The organism is Micromonospora carbonacea (genome assembly GCF_014205165.1).
Classification (GTDB): Bacteria; Actinomycetota; Actinomycetes; order Mycobacteriales; family Micromonosporaceae; genus Micromonospora; species Micromonospora carbonacea.
Genome location: NZ_JACHMZ010000001.1, coordinates 3,081,910 through 3,106,911 on the forward strand (window position 1 = coordinate 3,081,910; position 25,002 = coordinate 3,106,911).

Below are 25,002 nucleotides of genomic sequence, written 5' to 3' on the forward strand. Positions count from 1 at the left end.
GGAGCACCGGTGACCGGCATCGGCACGACCGCGATCCACGGCGACGACGGCTTGCACCCGCCGGGCGCGGTGTCGCCCCCGATCGTGCAGAGCGCCACGTTCGGGGCCGAGAGCGACGAGCGGTTCACCGAGGTCGCCACGCAGGTGCGCCCCGACGCCTTCTACACCCGCTACGGCAACCCCAACCACGCCCAGGCGGCCGCCGTCGTGGCCGAGCTGGAGGGCGTCGAGACGGGCCTGGTCACCGCCTCCGGGATGGGCGCGGTCACCACCATCGCGCTGGCCCTGCTCAGCGCCGGGGACCACGTGATCGTGCAGCGCAGCACGTACGGCGGCACCACCTCGCTGGCCACCGGCCTGCTCACCCGGTTCGGGGTGACCTGCACCCAGGTCGACCAGACCGACGTCGACGCGTTCGCCCGCGCCCTGACCCCGCGCACCCGGCTGCTGCTCGTGGAGACCCCCAGCAACCCGCTGCTGGAGCTGACCGACCTGACCGCCGTGATCGAGCTGGCCCACGCCCACGGCGCGTACGCCGTCGTGGACAACACGTTCGCCACCCCGGTCAACCAGCGGCCGGCGGCCCTCGGCGCGGACCTGGTCTGGCACAGCGCCACGAAGTTCCTCGGCGGCCACTCCGACGTCACCGCCGGGGTGGTCGTCGGCTCCGCCGAGCTGGTCGACCGGGTCTGGCGGACCGCCATCGTCACCGGCGCGACGCTGGGCCCGATCGACGCCTGGCTGCTGCTGCGCGGCATCCGCACGCTGCCGCTGCGGATGGCCCGGCACAACGACAACGCCCTCGCCCTGGCCCGGGAGCTGGAGGCGCATCCGGCGGTCGCCCGGGTCCGCTACCCGGGGCTGCCCAGCCACCCCCAGCACGACCTGGCCACCAAACAGATGAGCGGGTACGGCGGCGTGTTCAGCCTCGACCTGGCCGGCGGCCAGCCGGCGGCGGCCACCCTCCTCGCCGAGCTGCGGCTGGCCAAGCGGGCCGCCAGCCTCGGCAGCGTGAGCACCCTCGTGGTGCACCCGCGTTCCATGTGGGCGGGGATCGTCGACACCGCGCAGCTCGCCGCCACCGGCATCGGGGAGGGCCTCGTGCGGGTCTCCACCGGCATCGAGGACACCGCCGACCTGCTCGCCGACTTCACCCGCGCCCTCGACGCGGTGACCGGGCGGACGGCCTGATGGGGCACCCGCTGGTGGAGCCGTACGACCAGGGGATGCTCGACGTGGGCGACGGACACCGCGTCTACTGGGAGGTGTCCGGCAACCCGGACGGCATGCCGGCCGTGGCCGTGCACGGCGGCCCCGGCGGCAGCTCGTCGCCCGGCACGCGCCGCCTGTTCGACCCGGCCCGCTACCGGCTCGTCCAGTTCGACCAGCGCGGCTGTGGGCGCAGCACCCCGCACGCCAGCGACCCGGCCGCCGACCTGCGGCACAACACCACCGACCACCTGCTGGCCGACATGGAGCGGCTGCGCGAGCACCTCGGCGTCGACCGGTGGCTGCTGTTCGGCAACTCGTGGGGCTCCACCCTGGGCCTCGCGTACGCCCAGCGCCACCCGCAGCGGGTCAGCGCGATCGTCCTCGTCGGGGTCACGATGAGCCGCCGGTCGGAGATCGACTGGCTGTACCGGGGCGTCGGCCGGTTCTTCCCCGAGCAGTGGCGGCGGTTCGTCGACGCCGTGCCGGCCGCCGACCGCCCGGCGATCGCGCCGGGCCGGGGCCCGGCCGCCGAGCTGCTCACCGCGTATGCGCGGCTGCTCGAACATCCGGACGCGCAGGTCCGCCAGCGGGCCGCGATCGCCTGGCTCACCTGGGAGGACGCCGTCGTCTCCCTGGAACCGAACGGCAAGCCGGACGCCTACCGCGACCAGCCGCCGGACGACCAGGTCGCCTTCGTCCGGCTCTGCGCGCACTACTTCTCGCACGGGGCCTGGCTCGCCGACGACGCCCTGCTGCGCGACGCCCACCGGCTCGCCGGCATCCCCGGCGTGCTCGTGCACGGGCGCTTCGACCTCGGCGCGCCGCTGGAGACGCCGTGGTCGCTGGCCCGCGCCTGGCCCGACGCGGAGCTGATCGTGGTCGACGACTCCGGGCACACCGGCAGCGACACGATGCGCCGGCACCTGCGCGCCGCACTCGACCGGTTCGCCCCGGTGTCACCGACCGGGTGAGCGGCGTCAGCCAGGACAACTATCGGCGGCTCGGTTCGAGTTCGGCGGCGCTCGACAATGCGCGACGGCGCATAGGGAGCTGAGTCACCTACGCCATCACTGTCGACCGCGTGAGCGTCACGCTACCTAACGTGGTTGTCGGCTATCGTCCGGAGTGGTGCCTGTCCACGTAGGACCGGCGGCGCTGTCGTCCAGACCTCAGCCGGGAGTCTCCGCCATGTCCGCATCGTCGCGCTTCGCCGTGCGTCTACGAGAACTGCTCCGAGAGCGTGGCGTCAGTTTCCGGGCCCTCGCCGCCCGCACCTACTACGGCAAGAGCTATCTTCACGACCTCGCCCACGGCCGCAAGCCGCCGACGCCCGAGGTGGCGGCGCGGCTGGACGATGCCCTCGCTGCCGGCGGCGAACTGGTCTGCCTCGCGGGCGTTCTCCGCGACGGGAGATGGGAGATCGACTGCGCTGCCCTGTGGCGGCACCGCGACGCCGAGCAGCTCGCCGACCTGCTGGTCACCACGGTGCCCGGCCCGGACAACGCGGCCGAGTTGGCGCACCAGTGGTTGATAGCGGATCCTCCGCAGCGCTACGAGCTGAGCGCAGGCCGGCAGGTGGGCACCGAGACCGTGGCTCGCGTCGAGCGCCGGGTGGGACAGCTCCGCCGCCTGGACGACCACGTCGGCGGGGCACAGACGTACGCGATGGTGATCGCCGAACTGGAGGCCACCGCCGGCCTGCTGCGCGCGGGCACCCACTCCGAGGTGGTCGGTCGGCGGCTGCTTGCCGCAGCGGCGGACCTCTGCCAGCTTGCCGGATTCGTCGCCGAGGACGCCGGCCGGACCGCCGACGCGCGGCGGTACTACCTGGCCGGAATGCGAGCCGCGCACGCGGCGGGGGACACCGCCAGCGCGGCCAACTGCCTGAGCACGTTGAGCTATCTGGAGGCGAGCACCGGGGACCGGCGGGAGGCGGTCACGCTGGCCAGATCCGCGTACGCCGGGGGCCGGCAGGCGGCCGAGGCGACGGGCCGGGCGCTGCTGCTGGAGCGGGTCGCGTGGGCGCACGCCCGTGTCGGTGAGGCGAGCCAGGCGGAGCGGGCACTGGGCATGGTGGAGGAGGCGTACGCGGGTCGCGATCCGAGCGCCGCGCCGCCGTGGGCGTACTGGCTGAGCCCGGACGAGGTGGAGATCATGGCGGGCCGGGTGTGGACGGAACTTCGCCGGCCGCTGCGCGCGGTGCCGATCCTCGAACGGGTGACCGCCGGCTACGGCTCCGAGGTGCCCCGGGAGTCGTCGCTGTACCTCACCTGGCTGGCCGAGGCCCTACTCCAGGCCGGTGAGGTCGAGCGGGCGGCGGACGTGGCGGGACGGGCGCTGGAGTTGGCGCGACGGGCACAGTCGCAGCGGGCGACGCGGCGGGTCGCCGAGCTACGGAGGCTCCTGGTGGAGGTTGCCGCGAACTCGGTGGCGGCGCGGGAGTTCGTTGACCTGTCCACGGACCTGTCCGTCACCGTTTCGGTGGTGCCGGGCGGACAGTAGCGGACGTCGTTCGCCTGGATCGCGCAGTCGTTTCATCACAGGCTGTGATCAGGGCGTGCGACGGCTGAACCGGCACCGGTTCGGGTACGAGCCGCTCCCTTCAACCGGGTGTGGCGGTGGCGGTCCTTCCCCGGGCCACTGCGCCGCGCCCCTGGCGACGGAGGCGGGACGATGAGCGACGACGGGCCGGTCGAGGGTCGGGGCGAGCAGATCCAACAGGCGGAGCGGGAGGCAGCCCGGCAGCGGCTGCTCGCACAGGCCGAGGCGGAGCGGATACCGGCCGAGGAGACGACCCGGGCGGTGCCGGACCGGCGGTGGCGGCGTGGACAGCGGTGACCTCCTGCCCGTCGGCCGGCGGGTCGCGTACTGGCGGGGACGGCGGCGACTGTCGCAGCAGATGCTGGCCGACCGGCTGGGCAAGTCCAAGAGCTGGGTCGACAAGGTCGAGCGAGGCGTCCGCGCCCTCGACCGGGTCTCCATCCTGCACGACATCGCCGCCGTGCTGCGCATCGACGCGGCGGTGCTGCTCGGCCGCGACGTCCGGCCCGCCGAGGCGACCGAACGCGCCGAGGGCGTCGAGCGGATCCGGGCGGCCCTGTCGGCGTACGAGATCACGCTCGGCCGCGCCACCCAGCGGCCCGCCGTGCCCGCCGACCGGCTGGCGCGGCAGGTCGGACACGGGTGGATCACCTACCAGCATGCCCGGTACCCGCAGCTCGTCGACCTGCTTCCGCCGCTGCTGGCCGACGCGCAGCGCACCCACGCCCGCGATCCCGCGGCGGGGCGCGGGCCGCTGGTCGAGGCGTACCGGATCACCGCCGCACTGCTGGTCAAGGTCGGCGAGGCCGACCTGGCCTGGCTGGCCGCCGATCGGGCGGTGGCCGCCGCGACCGGCGACCGGGCGCTGGTGGCCGCCGCCGTGGTGCAGCTCGGCCAGGCGCTGCGCGTGTCCGGCCGGGCGCGGGCGGCGAGGTCGGCGGCGCTGGCCGCCGCGTACCGGATCGCCCCGGCCGACCCCGACGACGGCACGCCGCAGGAGCTGTCGCTGTGCGGGGCGCTGCTGGTCCAGGCGGCCCTGGCCGCCGCCCGCCACGGTGACGAGGCTTCCGCCACCGAACTGCTCGGCGAGGCCGCCGCGATGGCGGACCGGGTGGGGGAGGGGCACGACCACCACCGGACGGGGTTCGGGCCGACGACGGTCGGCTCGGCGCGGGTCGCGGCGGCCGTGGAGCTGGGCGCGGCCCGCGCGGCCGTGACCTGGCACGAGCGGACGACCCGGCGGGACGCCTGGCGGTGGCTGCCCGCCGAGCACCGGGCCGCGCACCTGCTCGACGCCGCCCGCGCCTACCTCCAGGCCGACGACCCGGCCAGTGCCGGCCGGACCCTGGTCGACGCCGATCGCACGGCACCGGCCGAGGTGCGCCACCGCCCGGCCGCCCGGTCGGTGCTGGCCCAGGTGGTACGCGACCCGCACGCCCCGGCCACGATCGTGCAGCTCGCGCTCGCCCTCGGCGTCACCTGAGCGGGCGGGTGTCGCGACGGGCAGCGACGGCTCGTATCCTGTGCGCGGAGGCACCACGAAGGCACGTGAAGTCACTGAAGGGGGTCGGTGTGAGCAACCGGATCGAGACGCTGGAGTTCCAGGCGGAGGCGCGCCAACTGCTCCAGCTGATGGTCCATTCGATCTACTCGAACAAGGACGTCTTCCTGCGGGAGTTGATCTCCAACGCCTCCGACGCGTTGGACAAGCTCCGCCTGGAGTCCCTGGTCGACAAGGATCTCGCAGCCGACGTCTCCGACCTGCACATCGAGATCGAGGTCGACCGCGACGCACGCACCCTCACCGTCCGGGACAACGGCATCGGCATGTCCCGCGAGGACGTCGTCCGGCTGATCGGCACGATCGCCAAGTCGGGCACCGCCGAGCTGCTGGCGAAGCTGCGCGAGTCGAAGGACTCGGCGGCGTCGGCGGACCTGATCGGGCAGTTCGGCGTCGGGTTCTACGCCACGTTCATGGTCGCCGACCGGGTCACCCTGCTCACCCGGCGCGCCGGGGAGAGCGAGGGCACCCGGTGGGAGTCGACCGGCGAGGGCACCTACAGCGTGGAGACCGTCGACGACGCGCCGCAGGGCACCGCCGTCACCGTGCACCTCAAGCCCGAGGACAGCGACGACCACCTCTACGACTACACCGCCGAGTGGAAGATCCGCGAGATCGTCAAGCGATACTCCGACTTCATCGCCTGGCCGATCCGGATGACGGTCGAGCGTAAGGGCGAGGGCGACGAGACCACCCGCGAGGTGCAGACCGTCAACTCGATGAAGGCGCTGTGGGCCCGGCCGCGCAGCGAGGTCGACGAGGCCGAGTACAAGGAGTTCTACAAGCACGTCAGCCACGACTGGGCCGACCCGCTGGAGACCATCCACATGCGGGGCGAGGGCACCTTCGAGTACGAGGCGCTGCTGTTCCTGCCGTCGCACGCGCCCGTGGACCTGTTCGCCCCGCAGGCCCGCCGGGGCGTGCAGCTCTACGTCAAGCGCGTGTTCATCATGGACGACTGCGAAGCGCTGATGCCCAACTACCTGCGCTTCGTCAAGGGCGTCGTCGACGCGCACGACCTGTCGCTCAACATCAGCCGGGAGATCCTCCAGCAGGACCGGCAGATCCAGGCGGTGCGCCGGCGGCTGGTGAAGAAGATCCTCGCCACCGTCAAGGAACTGAAGGCCAACGAGGCCGAGAAGTACCGCACCTTCTGGTCGGAGTTCGGCCCGGCGCTGAAGGAGGGCCTGCTCGACGACCCGGACAACACCGACGCGATCCTCGACGTCGTCTCGGTCGCCTCCACCCACGACCCGGCCGAGCTGACCGGCCTGCGTGACTACGTCGAGCGGATGAAGGACGGCCAGTCCGACATCTACTACATGACCGGTGAGTCCCGCTCGATGATCGAGAACTCGCCGCACATGGAGGCGTTCCGCGCCAAGGGCTTCGAGGTGCTGATCCTCACCGACCCGGTCGACGAGGTCTGGGTCGAGCGGGTCGGCCAGTTCGACGGCAAGCCGCTGCGTTCCATCGCCAAGGGCCAGGTCGACCTGGACACCGAGGAGGAGAAGAAGGAGGCCGAGTCCGCCCGCGAGCAGCAGCGCCAGGAGTACGCCGGCCTACTGACCTGGATGTCGGAGAAGCTCGCCGACAGCGTCAAGGAGGTCCGCCTCTCCACCCGCCTGACCACCTCCCCGGCGTGCGTGGTCGGCGACGCCCACGACATCACCCCGACGCTGGAGAAGATGTACCGGGCGATGGGCCACGAGGTGCCGCAGGTCAAGCGGATCCTGGAGCTCAACCCGGGGCACCCGCTGGTGGAGGGGCTGCGCAAGGCCCACGAGCAGGACGCCGCCGCCGACGGGCTCGCCGACACCGCCGAGCTGCTCTACGGGATGGCGCTGCTGGCCGAGGGCGGGGAGCTGGCCGACCCGTCCCGGTTCACCCGCGTCCTCGCCGACCGGCTGGCCCGTACCCTCTGACGTCTTCCCTCTGACGTCGCGGGGCTCCGTGCGGCGGTGCTACAGCGCTCCAGTACCGTCGCACGGGGCCCCGCGCGGTGCCCCGCACGTCGTCGAGGACACCGCCGTGGCGTTCGATCGTCCTCACCGATCCACCGGTATGTGCACGGCACCCGTCCGGCGGCACGGCAGCCGCGCCGCCGGACGTCACGGGGGCTCAGACCGGCGGCGGTGCCTCCGGGCCGGCGTCCGGCGTGAAGTGTCGCCGCAGGGTGCGCCGCCAGCGGGCGCAGGGCAGTTCGGGGCGTAGGGCCGCCAGCCCGGTGGCGTACTTGGAGACGGCCGTCGGGCGATGGCCGTGGCTCCACAGCAGGCGGTCGACGTGCGAGGCGGTCGACCCGGTCTTCGTCTCGACGATGGCGAGCCCGGGCAGCTCCAGCCGCGCGCCGTGGCCGCCTTCCCAGCACAGTCCGAGGTCGATGGTCGCCCGGCTCGCGGTCGTCGGCAGGAACAGCGTGCTGCGCAGGTATCTGGTGGTGAGCGTCGAGGCGAACGCCAGGCCGGTCCCGCCGCCGGTGCCGAGCGTCGCGAGGATCCCGTCGACGAACGTCCGACCGGGCGACAGTGTGCCGCTGTCGTCGGGGTGGTAGGGCAGCCGGTGCTTGACCGTGCCGCCGCGGGTGCCCTCGGTCTTCACCTCCAGCCAGCACAGGCCCGAATCGACGTACGTCCGGGTCCTGATCTTGAACCGGCGGCGGCGTCGGTGGGCGGTGAGCCGGTAACTGACGAGGTCGGGGGTGTCGAAGTACACCGACTCGTAGCGGAACGACCGCCGGCCGTCGATCTCCAGCACCCGGGTGGCCGGGTCGAGCCCGGCGAGCAGCGCCGGCACCTCGGCGACCGGGAGCAGGTACTTGCGGTCGAACCGGGTCTGCAGGGCGGCGCGCCCGGTCAGCTCCGCGAGGTCGATCGGCGCGAGGTCGGCCAGCACCGTGGTGGGCGTGGCGACGGCGCTCACCGCGTCGCGCCCGTCTCGGCCGGCTGGCGGGCGGCGCTCGCGGCGGCCTTCGGCCGGGAGTAGCGCACGTCGACCACGGTGGTGTCGTTGACCAGGTCGACCCGTTCCACGTTGACGGCGTGCACCCGCGCGCCGAGCTGCTGTTCGAGGTGGGCGGTGAGGGCGACCGGGTCGGTGAGCACGGTGTCGAGCACCATGACGTGCCGCCGGTAGCGGCGCAGCAGCCGCGGGTGGTCGCCGACGTACATGACCGCGAGGATCAGCGCCGTCAGGCCGGCGACCGTCCAGATCGAGGTGCCGGAGAGCGGGCCGAGGATGCCGAGTGCGAGGGCGGAGAAGTAGTACGCCACCTCGTGCTGGTCGAGCTCGGTGGAGCGGAGCCGGATGATCGAGAGTACGCCGAACAGGCCCAGCCCGAGGCCGGCCCCGACGGTGCCGCTGCTGAGCGAGCTGGCCACGGCGAAGACGCCGACGTTGACGCCGAGGTAGGCGACCACCAGGTCCCGCCGCCGATGACGGGGGAAGTACAGGGCGAAGACGAGCAGGCCCACGGCGACCAGGTTCATCCCGGTCAGGACCAACCGCGACATTGATGCTCCTCAGGGGTGTGCCCGGCGTCGCGGCGCACGGGGCCGACGCGAGGGCTGCGGATCGGTGCGGGACGGGGTGGGGCGGGGTGGGCTGCCGGCGAGGGCCGCCCGGCCAGGACCGCGCGGCCCTGGCCGGGCTGGCCCGAGGTCAGGGGCGGATGATGCCGCCGCTGTACTGGCCGGCGGTCACCCCGGTCAGCACCCGGGTCGCGCCGGAGATGCTGCCGCCGGTGTAGAGGCCGCCGACGTTCGTGCCGCTGACGCTGCCGCCGGTGTAGACGTCGTACCGCTGGCCGTTGGTGATGCGGTTCGACGAGATGACGACCTCCCGGAAGCTCTTCGACGCCCGGAACGAGGCCAGCACGGTGCTGCCGGAGACGACGTGCACGATCGTGTTGGCGGCGTAGGTGGTGCTGAACCGGGGCGCCACCCAGCCCTGGCCGGTGTTCGGCACCGCCTTGAACACGGCCATGGAGGTCAGGCCCGCGCCCACCACCGTGCCGCCGGTGAAGGTGAGCGTCGCGTCGGTGTCGAGCGCGCCCTCGCCGCCGCCCCGGGTGCTGGAGCCGTTGGCGACCACCGTGCCGCCGGCGAAGGTGAGTTCGCCGTTGGAGTCGAACCCGTCGGTGCCGCCGGTGGCCACGACCGTGCCCCCGGTGACCCGGATGAACGCGTTCGGGGAGGGCTCCATGTGGCCGAGGCCCTCCTCGGCGGCGTTGACGGCGTCGTCGCTGGCCACGACGGTGGAGTTGCCGCCGCTGATGGTGAGCTTGAGCGCCTCCAGCGCCTCGTACGACCGGGTCACGTTGATCGTGCCACCGGAGATGTTCAGGGCGTTCTCGCCCTTGATGCCGTCGTCGGCGACGGAGACCGAGATCGTGCCGTTGGTGATGTTGACGACGCCCTTGCCGGCCTCCGTGTCGTTCGACTTGAGCCCGTCGCCGCCGGTCGAGGTGACGGTGATGGTGCCGCCGTTGACGGTGAGCGAGTCCTTGCCCCGGATGGCGTCGTCCACCGCGTTCACGGTGATCGTGCCGGACTGGATGACCAGGTCGTCCTTGCTGACGATGCCGTCCTGGTAGCGGGCCTGCACGGTCAGCGACCCGGTGCCGCCGATGGTCAGGTCGGCGGCGCTGAACAGCGCGGCGTCCGGCTCCCCGGCGTTGGTGTAGGTGGTCGCGTCGGTGAGCCTGTTGGTGGTGCCGGCGGCCAACGTGACGGTGACGGCGTCGGCGTCGGTCACGTACAGGGGCGAGGACGCCGAGTTCGTGATCGAGGCGCCGCTGAGAATGAGCTCGACGGTGCCGGCGGCGGCGGTGTCCACCTTGACGTAGCCGTTGTTCAGCGTGCCGCTGATCTGGTAGGAGCCGGGAGCCGTGATGGTGATGGCGCTGCCGGAGACGGTGACGTTGCTGCCCGACACGCTCGCGCCGGATCCGGTGAGGGTGATCGTGGCGGTCGGGGCGGCGACGGCGGCGGCGGCGAGCGGCCCGGCCAGCAGGGTGGCCGTGAGCCCGGCGAGGGCGGCGGTTCTGCGGGTGGTCGAGGTCATGGTGATCCCGTTCTTCGAGGGCAGGTGGGTGCGGTCCTGAACGCCGGCTGTTCGGTTGGTGAACGGCCGGTGAATACGCCATGGCATCGAGAATCATAAATAGATGTCTGATCGACTCAAAGGTCTCGCGACGGAAAAGCCGGTCATCGCCCCTAATGACAGGTGGCTGACAGTGAACATTGACGAAACTCTGAGCTACGGGCGCTTGACGACGCCGGCGACGTGTCTTCGGCCGCTCCGTCGCCCCGGACGGACGCGAGTCTTGGGCAGCTCCCGTCGGCGGACTGTCGGCGGCGGAACGGGCCGGGCGGCGGTGCCGGCGTTCCGCCATCCGAACCGCCAATGGGCACTGACCTGGGCCTGTGGCACCCTGGACCGGTGCGGGACCAGACCCTGACCGGCGTGCTGCTGGTCGCCGGCGTGCTCGGGGCCGCCACCGGCTTCGGCCGGTGGCGGCGTCGCCGCGACGGCCGGCTCCGGTCGGTGGTCGCGGCGGCCCCGCCAGTTCCCCCCGCCCACCCGGACCGGTGGACGCCTGCCGTCGACGGCGGCACCCTGCCGCAGGATCCGCGCCGGGCACTGCTCGCGCGGCTGGGCGCGCGCCCCGGCGCGGTGACCCTGGTCCAGTTCTCCTCGGCCGTGTGCGCGCCCTGCCGCGCCACCCGCCGGGTCCTGGAGCAGGTCGAGGCAGCCGTCGCGGGTGTCGTGCTGGTCGAGGTCGACGCCGAGCGGCACCTCGACGCCGTCCGTGAGCTGGACGTCTGGCGGACGCCCACCGTGCTGGTGGTCGACCCGGCCGGGCGGGTGGTGCTCCGGGCCGCCGGGGTGCCCGTGCGGGACGACCTGGTCGCGGCCGTCACTAAGCTGCTGGCCGGGGCCGACCGGTGACGGTCACGCGGTCACCCGCACGCGGATCGTTCGTGCCGTCGCCAGGGCGGGCCGCCTCCCGGTTGCCGGGCCGTGCGTCGTCGGCGTCGTCGGGGCATGTGTCGTCGGTGTCGCCGCGCGGGGCGCGACTGACCCGGCGGCGGGCGGTGGACCACGGGCGGCTGGCGGCGAGCCTCTGTCCGGCGTGCCGCCCCGCCTGACAGCCGCCCGCGCGCCACGGCGCGCCCCCTCGCCGATCGGACTCCTACCGCCATGCTGCTCGATCCACGCGGCCCCCGGTTCGCCGCCGCCGTCACCACCGTCGTCCTCGCCGCCGCGCTGATCACCGGCTCGCCCGCCCTGGTGCTCACCCAGGCGGTCGTCTTCGCCGTCACGGCGGCCAGCCCGCGCCTCGGCCCGTACGCCCTGGCCTACCGGGCGCTGGTCGCGCCCCGGCTCGGCCCGCCCGCCGAGCGGGAGCCGGCCGCCCCGGTGCGGTTCGCCCAGCTCGTCGGGTTGGCGTTCATGCTGCTGGCGGCCGCCGGCCACCTCGCCGGCCTGCCGGCGCTCACCCTGACCGCCACGGCGGCGGCCCTCGCCGCCGCCTTCCTCAACGCGGCGTTCGACGTCTGCCTCGGTTGCGAGGCGTACCTCGCGGCGCGTCGGCTCGCCGGGCGACCGGTGCCCGCCCGGGTGCCGACCGGCTCGGCCTGATCTGGGCGGCACCGGGCGGGTGCTGCCCGGCTTGGCCTTAGGGGCCGTCCCGTGCGGGTGCTGCCCGGCGCGGCCTTCGGGGCCGTCCCGGTTGGGTGCCGACCGTCCCGGCCTGGTCGGGGCGGTCCCGTGCGGGACCTGACCTGCGCGGCCGCCGCCCGCGCGGGCCCCGCCCGGCGTCGCCCCCGGAGCCGGCGCGGGGCAGGTCGGGGCCGGGTGACCGGGCCGGCGCCGAAATCCCTACTTTTCAGGTAGGGTTTGCGGGTGGTGGGGGTGGTCGGTTAGCGTCGGGGGCACCGGACGCCGCATCGATGTGCGTCTCGGCCGATCCGGGGCGGCCCGCCCCGGGCTGCACCGTGCGATCCTGGGAGCCTCCGATGACCGCCGACCCGCAGCAAGAACCCATCGTCGATGCCGACACGAGCTCGCTGCGGAGGGTCCTGCGCCAGCAGGCCAACACCGTCACCGTGGTGACGGCCCCCGGCACCCCGCCGGTCGGCTTCACCGCGACGTCGTTCACGTCGGTGTCCCTGGAGCCGCCCGTGGTGTCCTTCTGCCTCGGGCTCGCCTCGTCGGCGTGGCCCACGGTGGCGCGGTCCCGGCACGTCGCGGTGCACCTGCTCGCCCAGCACCAGCGGGACCTGGCGCGCACGTTCGCCGCCACCGGGATCGACCGCTTCGCCCATCCGACCCGGTGGCGGGTTGGCCCGGAGGCGGTGCCGATCCTCGACGACGCCCTGGCCTGGCTGCTCTGCCGCGTGGTCGACCGGGTGGTCGTCGGCGACCACGCGATCGTGCTCGCCGAGCCCGAGCTGTTGCGGCACGCCCACGTCGGGTCGCCGCTGCTCTACCACCGGGGCGGCTTCGCCGGCGTGGACCCGGTCGACCGGGCCGCCGTGGCCTGAACGGCCCCGGCGGGCGACGCCACCCGGCCGGCGGGTGCGTCGCCCGGCCGACGACTGCGTGGTGTGCGGCACGACGCCGCGCCGCCGGGTGGCGCGCGGTGACGGTGCGCGGCGAGGTCCGCGCGTACGCGGGCTGACGCCCGGCGGAGTTCCCCCCTTGGCGTGACGCCGCCCGCGGAGGGGTCGGGTGGCGCGGAGCGCGCGATCACTGGCCGGTCGTGGTGCAGCCGTGCCGGCGTGTCGTGCGCCGGAGGCGGCCAGCGTTCCCGGTCGTCGCTTTCCCGCGCGGACGATGCCTTCCCGCGTGGCACGAGCTTCCCGCGCGGACGATGCCTTCCCGCGTGGACGAGCTTCCCGCGCGGTGGGTGGTTTCCCGTGCGGTCGTCGATCTCCCGTGCGGTGGATGCCGGTGCCCCGTGGCGGCGGCACGCAGGGTCGGCCGCCGGCGCGGCGGACTTTACAACGAAAACCGTTTCCAACAAGATGTACCCGGGACGCCACCGCAACAGGACGGGAGTCGTTGATGGGTCACCTGCTGGTCATCGAGAGCTGGGTGGGCGCGATGAGCGCCCTGCTGCCGAGGGCGATCCGGGAGGACGGCCACCGGTTCACGTTCCTCACCCGCGACCTGCACCACTACCTGCGGGCGACGCCGCGCGGCGAGGTCCACCCGCTGCTCGCCGCCGACAACGTGGTCACCGCCGAGACCAACGACCCGGCGGCGCTCGCCGCACACGTCGCCCGGCTGCACGCCGCCCTGCGCTTCGACGGGGTGCTCACCTCCTGCGACTACTACCTGCACACCGCCGCCGAGGTCGCCGCCCACCTCGGGCTGCCCGGCCCCGACCCGGCGGCGGTGCGCCGCGCCTGCCGCAAGGACCTGGCCCGCGAGGCGATGCGCAGGGCGGGCCTGCCCGGGCCGGCGTTCGCGGTCGCCGGCGGCTGGGCGGACACCCTCGCCGCCGCCGAGCGGCTCGGCTTCCCGCTGGTCGTCAAGCCCGTCGACCTGTGCGCCGGCATGTACGTGCGCGCCGTCGCCGACCCCGCGCAGCTGCGCGCGGCGTACGACGCGCTGGCCGGCTTCGCCGTCAACGCCCGCCGGCAGCCCCGGGTGCCGCTGGTGCTGCTGGAGGAGCTGCTCACCGGCCCCGAGGTCAGCGTCGAGACCGTCACCCGCGACGGCGTCACCACGGTCGTCGGGGTCACCGACAAGAGCCTCGCCGGCACGAGCGCGTTCGTCGAGAGCGGGCACATGTTCCCGGCCGACCTGCCCGCCCCCGCCGCCCGCGCCGCCGCCGACACGGCCGTGGCCGCGCTCGCCGCCGTCGGCCTCACCCACGGCGTCGCCCACACCGAGCTGCGCCTGACCCCGGCCGGGCCCCGGGTGGTCGAGGTCAACCCACGGCCCGCCGGCAACCAGATCACCGAGCTCGTCCGCCGGGTCACCGGCATCGACCTGCCGATGGCGTACGCGCGCCTCGCCCTCGGCGAGCGCCCCGACACCACGCCGGTCGACACGGGGGTACGCAGCGCCGCCATCGCGTTCCTGCTGCCGCCCCGGGCGGGCACGGTCGACGCGGTCACCGGCACCGACCGGCTGGCCGGTGATCCGTCCGTCGTGGACTGGGCGGTCAGGCCCCCCGGGCACCGCACCGGCGACGCCAGCAGCAACAACAGCTACCTCGGCCACGTCATGACCGTCGACACCGAGGGGCCGGGCGCGCGGGCCCGCGCCGAGGCGCACGTCGCCGCCCTCGACGTCCGGTACGCCGACCAGCTCGCCGGGACCGCCGCGTGACCGCCCCCGCCCCGGCCGCCGAACCCACCGCCCCCGACAGCCTCGACGACCTGGTGGCGGCGGCGCTCGCCGGCCGGCTCGGCCCCGACCCGGCGGGGGAGCGGGTCACCGTCGGGTTCGTCACCCGGCAGGGCGCCCGCCACCCCGGCCGCGCCCGGGGCTACCGCAACCACGTGCTCAGCCTGCGGGTCGGCGCCGCCGTCGGCTCCTGCGCCGTCGAGCCCGACGAGCTGCCCGACGACGTCGCCTACGACTGCGTGGGGTCCAGCGTGGCCGGGCTGCTGGCCCACCCGAGCCGGCCGGTGCGGGTCGCCGCGCTCGACGCGTACCTGATGGGGGTGCGCCCGCACGCGGGCGCGGCGACCGACGTGGTGCCCGTGCCCGGCGGCACGTCGCTGGCCAAGTCGGCCGCCCGCGCCGCCGCCGTGGTCGACCTGCTGCCCGCCGAGCCCGGGCAGACCGTGCTGGTCGTCGGCGTGGTCAACTCCCTGCTCGCCGAGCTGCGCCGGCGCGGCCTGCGCTACCTGCCGTGCGACCTGGCCGGCGGGCGCACCGAGTGGGACGAGCCGTGCCTGCCCGACGCGGCGGCGCTGCTGGCACGCTGCGACGCGATCCTCGCCTCCGGCATGACCCTGGGCAACGGCACCTTCGCGCCGCTGCTGCGCCACGCCCGGGCCACCGGCGTGCCGCTGGTGGCGTTCGCCCAGTCGGGCAGCGCGGTCCTGCCGCGCTTCCTCGGCGCGGGGCTGGCCGCCGTGTCGGCGGAGCCCTACCCGTTCTTCTGGCTCGACGGCGGCCCCACGCCGCTCTACCGCTACCGCGCCGACCGGGCGGACCGATGACCGCGCCGCAGCTGCTCGACCTCGTCGGCCGCACGCCGGTGGTCCTCGTGGACGCCCCGCTGCCGCACCCGCAACCCGGCTTCCTCGCCAAGGTGGAGTGCCTGAGCCCCGGCGGGATGAAGGCCCGCGCGGCGGTGTCCATGCTGGCCGGCGCGCGCTCGCGCGGCGAGCTGGCCCCGGGGGCCCCGGTGGTGGAGTCGACCAGCGGCACCATGGGCGTCGGCCTCGCCTTCGCCGGGCAGGCCCTCGGTCACCCCGTGGTGCTGGTCGTCGACCGGGAGCTGGAGCCGTCCATGCGGGCGCTGCTGCGCGCCCACGGGGCCCGGCTGGAGGTGGTGGACGCCCCGCATCCCGTCGGCGGCTGGCAGCAGGCCCGCCTCGACCGGCTGCTCCGCGTGCGGGCCGCGCTGCCCGGCGCGTACTGGCCCGACCAGTACCGCAACCCCGACAACGCGGCCGGCTACGCCGGGCTCGCCGAGGAGATCGTCGCCCAGGTCGACGCCGTGGACACGCTGGTGTGCAGCGTCGGCACCGGCGGGCACAGCGCCGGCCTGGCCCGCGCGCTGCGCCGGCACTGGCCCCGGCTGCGCCTGGTCGGGGTGGACACCGTCGGCTCCACCATCTTCGGCCAGCCCGCCCGGGCCCGGCTGATGCGCGGGCTCGGCAGCAGCATCCACCCCCGCAACGTCGACTACGCCGCCTTCGACGAGGTGCACTGGGTCGCCCCCGCCGAGGCCGTCCAGAGCTGCCGGCGGCTGGCCCGGCACGCGTTCGTCACCGGCGGGTGGAGCACCGGCGCGACCGCCCGGGTCGCCGCCTGGGCGGCCCGGACCCGGCCCGGGGACCGGGTCCTCGCCGTCTTCCCCGACGGCCCGCACCGCTATCTCGACTCCATCTTCGACGACGACTACTGCGCCCGGCGGGGGCTGCTCGGCCCCACCCGGGGCCACCCCGTCGAGATCCCCCACCCCCGGGCGGTGGAGGTCACCCGGTGGAGCCGGTGCCGCACCGTCGTCGACCCCCGGGCCCGCACCGTCGAGCCGGCCCGGGGACAGCGGGTGCCGGCATGAACCTCGACTGGCGGGTCTACCCGCTGCCCCTCGCCGAGCCGCTGCGCATCTCCCGGTCGGTCATGGCCCGCCGCGACGCGGTCGCCGTGCGGCTGACCCACGACGGCGACGCCGGCCACGGCGAGGTCGTCACCAGCGCGTACCAGGGCCTCGACCTGGGCCGCATCGGCGCGCTGCTGGCTGCCCTGCGCCCCCGGGTCACCGGGTACGCCGACCCGGAGGCGCTGCGCGCCGACCTGCCGGCCCTCGCCGTGGACCTGGCCGACGCGCCGGGGGTGCTGGGCGCGCTCGACGCCGCCGTGCACGACCTCGTCGGGCGGCGCGCCGGCCGGCCCGTGTGGCAGCTCGTCGACGCCCCCGCGAGGAAGCGGGTTCCGACCGCGTACACGATCGGGCTGGTGCCGCCCGCCGACGCCGCCGCCACCGCGCGGCGGCTGGTCGCGGCCGGCTTCACGGTGCTGAAGATCAAGGCCGGGGCGGACGACGACGTCGCCCGGGTCGCCGCCGTGCGGGCCGCCGCCCCGGCGGCCCGGCTGCTGCTCGACCCCAACGGGGCGTGGACGCCCCAGCGGACCGTCCGGGTCCTCGACGCCGTCGCCGCCTGCGCCGTGGACGCCGTCGAGCAGCCCGTCCCGCCCGGCGACCCGGACGCGCTGGCCTGGATCGCCGCCCGGGTCGCGGTGCCCGTCGTCGCCGACGAGGACGTCGCCACCGTCGCCGACGTGCACCGCCTCGCCGGATCCGTCGCCGGCATCAACGTCAAGCTCGCGAGGTGTGGCGGGGTGGCCGCCGCGCGCCGGCTGATCGACGCCGCGGCCGGGCACGGCCTGGACGTCCTGCTCGGCTGCCTGGTCGCGAGCACGCTCGGCATCGCCCCGGCGCTGCACCTGGCCGGGCACGCCCGCTGGGTCGACCTGGACGGGCACCTGCTGCTCGCCGCCGACCCGTGGACCGGCATCGGCGGCGGCGACGGCGTCCTGCGTACCCCCGACGGGCCCGGCCTGGGGGTGCGCCCGGCGCGGGCCGACGACCGGGCGGTGGCCCGGTGATCGCGACCTGGACGACGCTGCGCGGCTTCCCGCCGGCGATCCGGCTGCTGGTGGTCAACCAGCTCGGCGTCAACGTCGGCTTCTACCTGCTGCTGCCCTACCTCGCCGGCTACCTCGCCGACGACCTCGGCCTGTCCGCCGCCGTGATCGGCCTGGTCCTGGGCGTGCGCAACCTCAGCCAGCAGGGCCTGTTCCTGCTCGGCGGGTCCGCCTCCGACCGGCTCGGCGCGCGCGGGGTGATCATCGCCGGGTGCGCGCTGCGCGCCGTCGGCTTCGGCGTCTTCGCCGTCGGGGTGTCGCTGCCGGCGCTGCTGGCCGCCTCCGTGCTCTCCGGCCTGGCCGGCGCGCTGTTCAACCCGGCGGTGCGGGCCTACCTCGCGCAGGCCGCCCCGGACCGGCGCGCGGAGGCGTTCGCGCTGTTCAACGTGTTCGCCAGCGCCGGGGCCCTGCTCGGGCCGCTGCTCGGCAGCGCGCTGCTGCTTGTCGACTTCCGGGCCGCCGCCCTCGCCGCGGCCGGCGTGTTCGTGGCGCTGACCGTGGCGCAGGCCCTGGTGCTGCCGCCGCAGCCGGCCCGCAGCAGCGGGCAGAGCGTGCTGGGGGACTGGCGCGAGGCCGTCACCGACCGCCGGTTCCTCGCCTTCACGCTCGCGCTCAGCGCGATGTTCGCCCTCCAGAACCAGCTCTACCTGGTGCTGCCCGTGCAGGCGCAGCAGGCCGGCGGGCATCCGCTCGCCGTGGCGTCGCTGTTCGTCGTCTCCACCGTGGTGACCCTCGCCTGGCAGGTGCCGGTGACCCGCTGGCTGCACCGCCGCCTCGCCCGGGGCCCGGCCATCGCGGTCGGCCTGGCGGTCATGGGCGGGGGCTTCGTGCTGCCGCTCGTGCCGGTCGGCGGCCCCGCCGGCCCCGTCCGGCTCGCGCCGGTGCTCGGCGCGGCCGTGCTGCTCGCCGTCGGGGTGCTGATCGCCCAGCCGTTCGTGCTGGAGCTGATCCCGGCGTTCGCCCGCGATGGGCTCACCGGCACCTACTTCGGGCTGTTCTACCTGGTCTCCGGGGTGGTCGCGGCGGCCGGCACGACCGCCGTCGGCCGCGCCATGGACGACGGGTCCGGCGGCGGGGTGCCGGCGGTGGCGTGGCTGCTCTGCGCCGCGCTGGGCGGGGCCTCCGCAGCGGCCGTCTGGGCGCTGCACCGCCGGGGCGCGCTCGACCCGACGCCCGCGCCCGCCCCGTCGGCGGTGCCCGCGTGAGCGGCCGGCGGGCCCGGCGGGCCGCCGGCACCGGCTTGCGCGGCGACACCGGCACGAGCGACGGTGCCGGGGCGGCCACCGCCGGGGCCAACCTGCTCACCGACAACCCCGCGCTGTACGAGGCGCAGTTCCCCGACCCGCAGCACCTCGCCGCCGGCTTCGTCGACGACCTGCTGCGCCGGTACGCGCCCCCCGGCCGCCGGCTGCTCGACGTCGGCTGCGGCACGGGCCGCGACGCCGGGTGGCTCGCGCAGCTCGGCTGGGCCGCCACCGGCATCGACACGTCGACGGCGATGCTCGCCCACGCCCGCCGCCGGCACCCCCGGGTCCGGTTCGTGGCCGCCGACATGCGCGGCTTCGACCTCGCCGCCCGGTTCGACGCGGTGACCTGCCTGGACAGCGCCCTGCTCTACTGCCACACCAACGCCGACCTCACCGCGTTCCTGGCCCGGTGCCACGCGCACCTGGCCCCGGGCGGGCTGCTGCTGGCCGAGCTGCGCAACGGCGCGTTCTTCCTCGGCAACACCGAACTGCTCGACGGCACGTCGGTGCGCACGGTGCCGTGGCGCGGCGTCGCCTACACGTCCCGGACCCGGCTGTGGATCGACCACGCGGCGCAACTGCTGCGCCGGGAACGCGCCTGGAGCTGGCCCGGAGCGCCCGAGCCGCTGGTGCAGACCTCGGCCTGGCGGCTGCTGTTCCCCCAGGAACTGCGTCACCTGCTCGACACGGCCGGCTTCGACGTGCTGGCGATGTTCGACGCGCCGGGCCCGCGCACCGAACCGCCGTGGCGGCCCGGCGCGGCGCTGTCCACCACCCTGCGCGGCGACCGGCTGCACCTGCTGGCCCGCCGCCGACCCTCTCGACTGGAGGAAACCCCGTGACATCCGTCATCCCCGCGCCCGCCGCCCGGCTGACCCGGCGCGGACTGCTCGGCGGCGCAGCCGCCGCGTCGGCCACCCTGCTGGCCGGGTGCGGCGACCGCCCCGCCGACACCGCCTCCGACCGGCCACGCCGGGGCGGCCGGCTGCGTGCCGTGTTCGCCGGCGGCGGCGCGCAGGAGACCCTCGACCCGCACCTGGCGAACCTGTTCAACGAGGCGTCCCGGGCCAAGGCCATGTTCGACAAGCTCGCCGACTACGGCCCCGACGTGTCGATCCGGCCCCGCCTGGCCAGCGGCTGGGAGCCCAACGCCGATCTCACCCGGTGGCGGGTCACCCTGCGCGAGGCGACCTTCCACGACGGCCGCCCCGTGCGCGCCGCCGACGTGCTGCACAGCTACGCCCGGATCACCGACCCGAAGCGCGCCTTCCGGGCCCGGGCCAGCCTGGAGCTGATCGACCTGCGCGGCAGCCGGGCCGTCGACGACCGGACCGTCGAACTCGCGCTGCGCCGGCCGTTCGCCGAGTTCCCCAACGTCCTGGCGGCCTTCGGCGCGTACGTGGTGCCCGAGGGCGTCGACGCCTTCGACCGGCCCGTCGGGTCCGGCCCGTTCGCCTTCGGCGCGTTCCAGCCCGGCCGGTCCCTGCTGCTCAGGCGGTACGCCGACCACTGGGACGGCGCGCCGTACCTGGACGAGCTGGAGTACCTCGTGGCCAACGACGAGTCCGCCCGGATCAACGCGCTGCTCGGCGGGCAGGCCGACTACGCCCACGACGTCACGCCCACCACCGCCCGCACCTACGCGGGCGACGCGCGGGTGCGGATCACCCGGATGGCCAACAGCACCATGCAGGCCCTCGCCATGAAGGTCGACCGGCCGCCGTTCGACAACCGGGACCTGCGCGAGGCGATGTTCCTGCTCGCCGACCGCCGGCAGCTCGTCGACACCGTGCTCTCCGGCGCCGGCCAGGTCGGCAACGACCTGTTCGGCAGGGGCTACCAGCACTACGCCGACGGCATCGCCCAGCGCGTGCCGGACCTCGACCGGGCCCGCTTCCTCGTCGACCGGGCCGGTGCCCGGGGGCTGCGGATCCCGCTGGACACCGCCCCCGTGGCCAGCGGCTTCGTGGAGACCGCCAGCGTCTTCGCCGAGCAGGCCCGGCAGGTCGGGCTGACCGTCGAGGCGCGCAGCGGCAACAAGGACACCTACTGGAAGGACATCCTGACGGGCGGGGTGCTCGCCTGCTACCGCTCGGGGGCGATGCCCATCGAGACCCACATCTCCCAGCGGCTGTTGAGCACGTCGACCACCAACGCGACCGGATGGCGGCGGCCCGACTTCGACGCGCGCTACGCCCGCGCCGTGTCCAGCGCCGACGAGCGGGCCCGCCGGCAGGCGTACGGCGACATGCAGCGCGTCCTGCACGCCGAGGGCGGCTTCCTGGTGTGGGGGTTCGCCGACTTCCTCGTGGCCACCAGCCCCCGCGTGGGCGGCGTCTCGGCCGCCGCGCCGGCCAACACCCTCGACTGGGCGCGCTTCGACAAGGTCTGGCTGGGTTGAGCCTGCCCCGTTACGCCGCCCGGCGGGCCCTGGTCGGGGCCGGGCAGGTCGTCGGCGTCGCCACCGTCGTCTTCGTCCTGACCGAGGCGCTGCCCGGGGACGCCGCCGTGGTGATCGCCGGCGACCAGCCCGACCCCGCGCGCATCGCCCTCCTGCGCGAGCAGCTCGACCTGGACCGGCCCGCCTGGCACCGGTACCTGGACTGGCTCGCCGACCTGGCCGGGGGCGACCTGGGCGTCTCGCTGGTCTCCCAACGGCCGGTCGCCGGGGTCCTCGCCGCCGGGGCCGCGCCCACCGTGCTGCTCGCCGCCGCGACGCTGCTGCTGCTCGTCCCGCTCTCCGTCGGGCTGGGGACGCTCGCGGCGCGGCGCGAGGGCGGCCGCCTCGACCGGGCGCTGTCCGCCGCCGCCGTCGGCCTGTACGCGGTGCCCGAGTTCGCCCTGGCCCTGCTGCTCGTCGCGGTCTTCGGCGTACGGCTGGCCTGGCTCCCGCCCACCGCCGTCGGCACCGGCGGCGACCTGCTGTCCCGCCCCGCCGTGCTGGTGCTGCCGCTGGCGGTGCTGCTGGCCCGCCCGTTCTGCTCGCTGAGCCGGCTGACCCGCGCCGGCATGGTCGAGGCGATGCGCGCGGAACACGTCGCGCACGCCCGCCGGCTCGGCGTGCCCGAGCCCCGGTTGTGGCTGGTCCACGCGCTGCCGAACGCCCTCGCGCCCGTCGCCCAGCAGCTCGCCCGCACCACCGACTGGCTGCTCGGCGGGGTGATCGTCGTCGAGGCGGTGTTCGTCGTCCCCGGCCTGGGCACCGCCCTGGTCGACGCGGTGACGGCGCGTGACGTCCCCACCGTGCAGGGGCTGTGCGTGCTGGTCGCCGTGACCACGGTGACGGTGAACCTCGCCGCCGACCTGGTGGCCTTCCGGCTCGCCCCGCGCGCCGGGGCCGCCACGTGAGCCCGCAGGGCGGGGGCCGTCGCCGGGGCCCGCTGCGCGGATTCCGCCGGGTGGGGCCCCTGCGCCGCCACCGCCCGGTGGCCCCCGGGCGGCTCGCCGGTCGCCCGGCGGGGTCGCGGCTGCGCCTCGCCGTCGGCGTCGCGCTGCTCGCCGTACCCCTGCTGGTCGCCGTGGCGGGGCCGGCCCTGGCCGGCGACGCGGCACCGCGCGGACGGCCGTTCGACCCGGGCGGCGCGTTCGGCACCGACTTCGTCGGGCGCGACGTGCTGCGCCAGGCGCTGCTCGGCGGGCGCTCCGTGGTCGGCGTGGCGCTCGCCGCGACCGCCCTGGCGTACCTGGCGGGGGTGCCGTTGGGGCTGCTCGCCGCGCTGACCCGCCGCCGGTGGGTCGACGAGCTGGTCATGCGCCCCCTGGACCTGCTGCTCGCCGTGCCGTCGCTGATCCTGCTGATCCTGCTGGCGGCCACCGCGCCGCGCGGGCCGGCCACCCTGGTCGGCATCGTCGCGCTGATCGGCCTGCCCGAGGTCGCCCGGATCAGCCGCGCGGCGGCGCTGCCGCTGGCGCACGGCCCGGCCATGGAGGCGATGCGGCTGTACGGGGAGACGTGGTGGCGGCGCGCCGTCGGCCACGTCGTGACCGGCAGCCGCCGGGTGCTGCTCGCCGACGCGGGCGTGCGGTTCGTCGGCGCGTTGTACCTCGTCGCCACGGCCAGCTTCCTCGGCGTCGGCGTCGCCCCCGACGCCGCCGACTGGGCGGTCATGGTGGACCGCAACCGTGCCGGGCTGCTGCTGCAACCCTGGTCGGTGCTGGTGCCCGCCGCTCTCCTCGTCGCCCTCGCCGTCGGCGTCAACCTCGTCGCCGACCGGCTGCTGACCACCCGCGGCGACGCCACCGGCCGGGCCGCGGCCGGCGAGGACACCCCCCGCGACGACGCCGGCCACGACGCCGGCCGTGGCGGGGCCGCCCCCGAGGACGCCGCCCGCGAGGACGCCGGCCCCGTCGGGCCGCCCGGCCGCGCCGTGCCCGGGCCGCGCCGGCCCGCCGGCCGGGAGCGCCGCGCCGACCCGACCGCCGCCGGCAGGCCGACGTCGCCGGTGGACTCCCGCCCGCCGGTCCGGGTGGTCGGGCTCGACGCCGGGGTCGCCGGGCGTCGCCTGCTCGCCGGGGTCTCGTTCACGGTGGCGGCGGGCGAGGTGCTCGCCCTCGTCGGCCGCTCCGGCAGCGGCAAGACCACCGCCGGTCGGGCCCTGCTGGGGGAGGCCGGCCCCGGCGTCCGCCTCGCCGGCCGGGTGGAGGTGGCCGGCCGTCCCGTGTCCCCGGCGACCCCACCACCCCCGGGCGTCGTCGGCTACGTCCCGCAGCAGCCGTCGGCGGCGCTCAACCCGGTCCGCCGGGTCGGCGCGGTGCTGCGCGAGGTCGCCCGGCGGCACGCCCGGCCGGTGCGGCGGACCCCCGGCCGCCCGTCGCGGCGCGCGGCGGCCCGCACGACGGTGGCCGGGCGGGAGACGGTGCGTCGGGCGGTGGCCGACGCGCTGGCCCGCGTCGACCTGCCCGCCGACCGGGAGTTCCTGCGGCGCTTCCCGCACCAGCTCTCCGGCGGCCAACAGCAGCGCCTCGTCGTCGCCCACGCGCTGCTGGCCAGGGCGCGCGTCCTGGTCGCCGACGAGCCGACCACCGGGCAGGACAGCCTCACCCGCCGCGACGTCGCCCACGAGCTGCGGGCCCTCGCGGACGCCGGGCTGGCGGTGGTGCTGCTCAGCCACGACCTGCACCTGGTGCGCGCCGTGGCCGACCGGCTGGTCGTCCTGGACGCCGGCGTGGTCGTCGAGGCCGGGGCGGCGGCCGACGTGCTCGCCGCCCCCCGGGACGAACGCACGCGCCGCCTGCTCGCCGCTGCCCCGGCCGCGTCGAGTGCCGTCGCCCCCGCCGCGCCCCGCGTCGCCGTGCCGCGTGCCGCCGCTCCCGCCGGAACACCGGCGCTGCGCGTGCGCGACCTGGCCGCGGCCCACCGCGCCGGTGCCCGCCGCCGTGGCGTGCTGCACGCGGTCACCGCCGCCGTCGCCCCCGGCGGGTGCCTCGCCGTGGTCGGCCGCTCCGGCAGCGGCAAGACGACGTTCGCCCGCTGCGTCGCCGGGCTGCACCCGCCGCGCGGCGGAACGGTCGGCCTCGGCGGCCGGCCGCTGGCGGCGACCCTGGACCGGAGAACCCGGGCGGACCTCGCCGCCGTCCAGTACGTCTTCCAGGACGCCCGGGCCAGCTTCCACCCCCACCGGTCGGTCCTGGAGCAGGTGTCCCGGGCCGCCGTGCGGCTGCGCGCCCTGCCGCCGGCCCGGGCCCGCGACGCCGCGCGCCGCGTCCTCGGCGAGACCGGGCTCACGGCGGACGTCGTCGCGCGTCGCCCCGACCGGCTCTCCGGCGGCGAGCTGCAACGCGCCGCCCTGGCCCGGGCGCTGCTCGCCGAGCCCCGCGTGGTGATCTGCGACGAGATCACCTCGGGGCTGGACGCGGTCAGCCGGGACCGGATCGTGGCCCTCGTCGACCGGCTGCGCCGCACCCGGGGGCTGGCCCTCGTGGTGATCAGCCACGACCGTGACGTCGTCGCCCGCCTCGCCGACCACGTCGTCGTCCTGGACGCGGGGCGGGTCGTGGAGGCCGGGCCCGCGGCCGCCCTGCTCACCGCCCCCCGGCACCCGCTGACCCGGGCGCTGCTGCACACATCGCAGCCGGCCGCCTGACCGGCCCCCG

The 25,002-nt window shown here is 75.8% G+C and carries 21 protein-coding genes; 18 read left to right on the forward strand and 3 right to left on the reverse strand.

Translation table 11 applies throughout. From position 1 onward, the window contains the following. The first annotated feature begins 9 nt into the window (after positions 1-9). From HDA31_RS13340 to htpG, 6 genes are all read left to right on the forward strand, one after another. Positions 10-1,191 (forward strand): trans-sulfuration enzyme family protein, encoded by a 1,182-nt coding sequence (locus HDA31_RS13340; protein ID WP_178065316.1) that lies wholly within the window; start codon positions 10-12, stop codon positions 1,189-1,191. Beyond that, on the forward strand, positions 1,191-2,183 hold the full coding sequence (gene pip / locus HDA31_RS13345; RefSeq protein WP_178065317.1) for a prolyl aminopeptidase: 993 nt from the start codon (positions 1,191-1,193) through the stop codon (positions 2,181-2,183). The genes HDA31_RS13340 and pip overlap by 1 nt, the downstream gene beginning before the upstream one ends. A gap of 217 nt (positions 2,184-2,400) precedes the next feature. After that, a complete protein-coding gene (locus HDA31_RS13350; RefSeq protein WP_178065318.1) occupies positions 2,401-3,714 on the forward strand; it encodes a helix-turn-helix domain-containing protein in 1,314 nt (437 codons plus the stop codon). Between the two features lie 171 nt (positions 3,715-3,885). Next, the gene (locus tag HDA31_RS13355; protein WP_176734358.1) at positions 3,886-4,050 is read left to right on the forward strand and encodes a hypothetical protein; all 165 of its coding nucleotides are present in this window, start codon (positions 3,886-3,888) and stop codon (positions 4,048-4,050) included. Continuing rightward, the gene (locus tag HDA31_RS13360; protein ID WP_246383938.1) at positions 4,037-5,236 is read left to right on the forward strand and encodes a helix-turn-helix domain-containing protein; all 1,200 of its coding nucleotides are present in this window, start codon (positions 4,037-4,039) and stop codon (positions 5,234-5,236) included. The genes HDA31_RS13355 and HDA31_RS13360 overlap by 14 nt, the downstream gene beginning before the upstream one ends. Before the next feature lie 89 nt (positions 5,237-5,325). After that, entirely contained in the window at positions 5,326-7,239 is a 1,914-nt protein-coding gene (gene htpG, locus HDA31_RS13365) for a molecular chaperone HtpG (RefSeq protein WP_178065319.1), read from the forward strand. A gap of 196 nt (positions 7,240-7,435) precedes the next feature. Here htpG and HDA31_RS13370 read toward each other — a convergent pair whose 3' ends face one another. From HDA31_RS13370 to HDA31_RS13380, 3 genes are all read right to left on the reverse strand, one after another. Then, the gene (locus HDA31_RS13370; RefSeq protein WP_178065320.1) at positions 7,436-8,236 is read right to left on the reverse strand and encodes a polyphosphate polymerase domain-containing protein; all 801 of its coding nucleotides are present in this window, start codon (positions 8,234-8,236) and stop codon (positions 7,436-7,438) included. Continuing rightward, positions 8,233-8,826: a DUF4956 domain-containing protein gene (locus HDA31_RS13375; protein WP_178065321.1), complete on the reverse strand. Its 594-nt coding sequence runs from the start codon at positions 8,824-8,826 to the stop codon at positions 8,233-8,235. The genes HDA31_RS13370 and HDA31_RS13375 overlap by 4 nt, the downstream gene beginning before the upstream one ends. Positions 8,827-8,974: 148 nt before the next feature. After that, entirely contained in the window at positions 8,975-10,378 is a 1,404-nt protein-coding gene (locus tag HDA31_RS13380) for a carbohydrate-binding domain-containing protein (RefSeq protein ID WP_178065322.1), read from the reverse strand. 378 nt (positions 10,379-10,756) lie between these two features. On the opposite strand from HDA31_RS13380, the gene HDA31_RS13385 reads away from it, so the two are divergent. From HDA31_RS13385 to HDA31_RS13435, 12 genes are all read left to right on the forward strand, one after another. After that, on the forward strand, positions 10,757-11,266 hold the full coding sequence (locus HDA31_RS13385; protein WP_246383940.1) for a TlpA family protein disulfide reductase: 510 nt from the start codon (positions 10,757-10,759) through the stop codon (positions 11,264-11,266). Between the two features lie 252 nt (positions 11,267-11,518). Then, on the forward strand, positions 11,519-11,959 hold the full coding sequence (locus HDA31_RS13390; RefSeq protein ID WP_178065323.1) for a DUF4395 domain-containing protein: 441 nt from the start codon (positions 11,519-11,521) through the stop codon (positions 11,957-11,959). A 377-nt stretch (positions 11,960-12,336) separates the two neighbouring features. After that, the gene (locus HDA31_RS13395; protein ID WP_178065324.1) at positions 12,337-12,864 is read left to right on the forward strand and encodes a flavin reductase family protein; all 528 of its coding nucleotides are present in this window, start codon (positions 12,337-12,339) and stop codon (positions 12,862-12,864) included. Between the two features lie 523 nt (positions 12,865-13,387). Continuing rightward, a complete protein-coding gene (locus tag HDA31_RS13400) occupies positions 13,388-14,662 on the forward strand; it encodes an ATP-grasp domain-containing protein (RefSeq protein ID WP_178065325.1) in 1,275 nt (424 codons plus the stop codon). After that, positions 14,659-15,504 carry a Rossmann-like domain-containing protein gene (locus HDA31_RS13405; protein WP_178065326.1) on the forward strand — a complete coding sequence of 282 codons (846 nt, stop codon included), beginning with the start codon at positions 14,659-14,661 and terminating at the stop codon, positions 15,502-15,504. The genes HDA31_RS13400 and HDA31_RS13405 overlap by 4 nt, the downstream gene beginning before the upstream one ends. After that, complete coding sequence (locus HDA31_RS13410; protein ID WP_178065327.1) at positions 15,501-16,574, forward strand: PLP-dependent cysteine synthase family protein; 1,074 nt, start codon at positions 15,501-15,503, stop codon at positions 16,572-16,574. Before HDA31_RS13405 ends, HDA31_RS13410 begins: the two co-directional genes overlap by 4 nt. After that, entirely contained in the window at positions 16,571-17,623 is a 1,053-nt protein-coding gene (locus HDA31_RS13415; protein ID WP_178065328.1) for an enolase C-terminal domain-like protein, read from the forward strand. Before HDA31_RS13410 ends, HDA31_RS13415 begins: the two co-directional genes overlap by 4 nt. Continuing rightward, positions 17,620-18,867, forward strand: a complete 1,248-nt coding sequence (locus HDA31_RS13420; protein ID WP_246383941.1) for an MFS transporter — start codon at positions 17,620-17,622, stop codon at positions 18,865-18,867. Before HDA31_RS13415 ends, HDA31_RS13420 begins: the two co-directional genes overlap by 4 nt. After that, positions 18,864-19,751 (forward strand): class I SAM-dependent methyltransferase, encoded by an 888-nt coding sequence (locus HDA31_RS13425; protein ID WP_246383943.1) that lies wholly within the window; start codon positions 18,864-18,866, stop codon positions 19,749-19,751. The genes HDA31_RS13420 and HDA31_RS13425 overlap by 4 nt, the downstream gene beginning before the upstream one ends. Next, a complete protein-coding gene (locus HDA31_RS31775) occupies positions 19,748-21,310 on the forward strand; it encodes an ABC transporter substrate-binding protein (RefSeq protein ID WP_246383945.1) in 1,563 nt (520 codons plus the stop codon). The genes HDA31_RS13425 and HDA31_RS31775 overlap by 4 nt, the downstream gene beginning before the upstream one ends. Beyond that, positions 21,307-22,257, forward strand: a complete 951-nt coding sequence (locus tag HDA31_RS13430) for an ABC transporter permease (protein WP_219824916.1) — start codon at positions 21,307-21,309, stop codon at positions 22,255-22,257. The genes HDA31_RS31775 and HDA31_RS13430 overlap by 4 nt, the downstream gene beginning before the upstream one ends. A gap of 50 nt (positions 22,258-22,307) precedes the next feature. Next, the gene (locus HDA31_RS13435) at positions 22,308-24,992 is read left to right on the forward strand and encodes an ATP-binding cassette domain-containing protein (RefSeq protein ID WP_221486615.1); all 2,685 of its coding nucleotides are present in this window, start codon (positions 22,308-22,310) and stop codon (positions 24,990-24,992) included. Positions 24,993-25,002: the final 10 nt, after the last annotated feature.

Coding starts and splice junctions, on each gene's coding strand:
- pip (WP_178065317.1), top strand. CDS start 1,191: ATGGGGCACCCGCTGGTGGAGCCGTACGACCAGGGGATGCTCGACGTG.
- HDA31_RS13350 (WP_178065318.1), top strand. CDS start 2,401: ATGTCCGCATCGTCGCGCTTCGCCGTGCGTCTACGAGAACTGCTCCGA.
- HDA31_RS13355 (WP_176734358.1), top strand. CDS start 3,886: ATGAGCGACGACGGGCCGGTCGAGGGTCGGGGCGAGCAGATCCAACAG.
- HDA31_RS13375 (WP_178065321.1), bottom strand. CDS start 8,826: ATGTCGCGGTTGGTCCTGACCGGGATGAACCTGGTCGCCGTGGGCCTG.
- HDA31_RS13380 (WP_178065322.1), bottom strand. CDS start 10,378: ATGACCTCGACCACCCGCAGAACCGCCGCCCTCGCCGGGCTCACGGCC.
- HDA31_RS13390 (WP_178065323.1), top strand. CDS start 11,519: ATGCTGCTCGATCCACGCGGCCCCCGGTTCGCCGCCGCCGTCACCACC.
- HDA31_RS13395 (WP_178065324.1), top strand. CDS start 12,337: ATGACCGCCGACCCGCAGCAAGAACCCATCGTCGATGCCGACACGAGC.
- HDA31_RS13400 (WP_178065325.1), top strand. CDS start 13,388: ATGGGTCACCTGCTGGTCATCGAGAGCTGGGTGGGCGCGATGAGCGCC.
- HDA31_RS13410 (WP_178065327.1), top strand. CDS start 15,501: ATGACCGCGCCGCAGCTGCTCGACCTCGTCGGCCGCACGCCGGTGGTC.
- HDA31_RS13415 (WP_178065328.1), top strand. CDS start 16,571: ATGAACCTCGACTGGCGGGTCTACCCGCTGCCCCTCGCCGAGCCGCTG.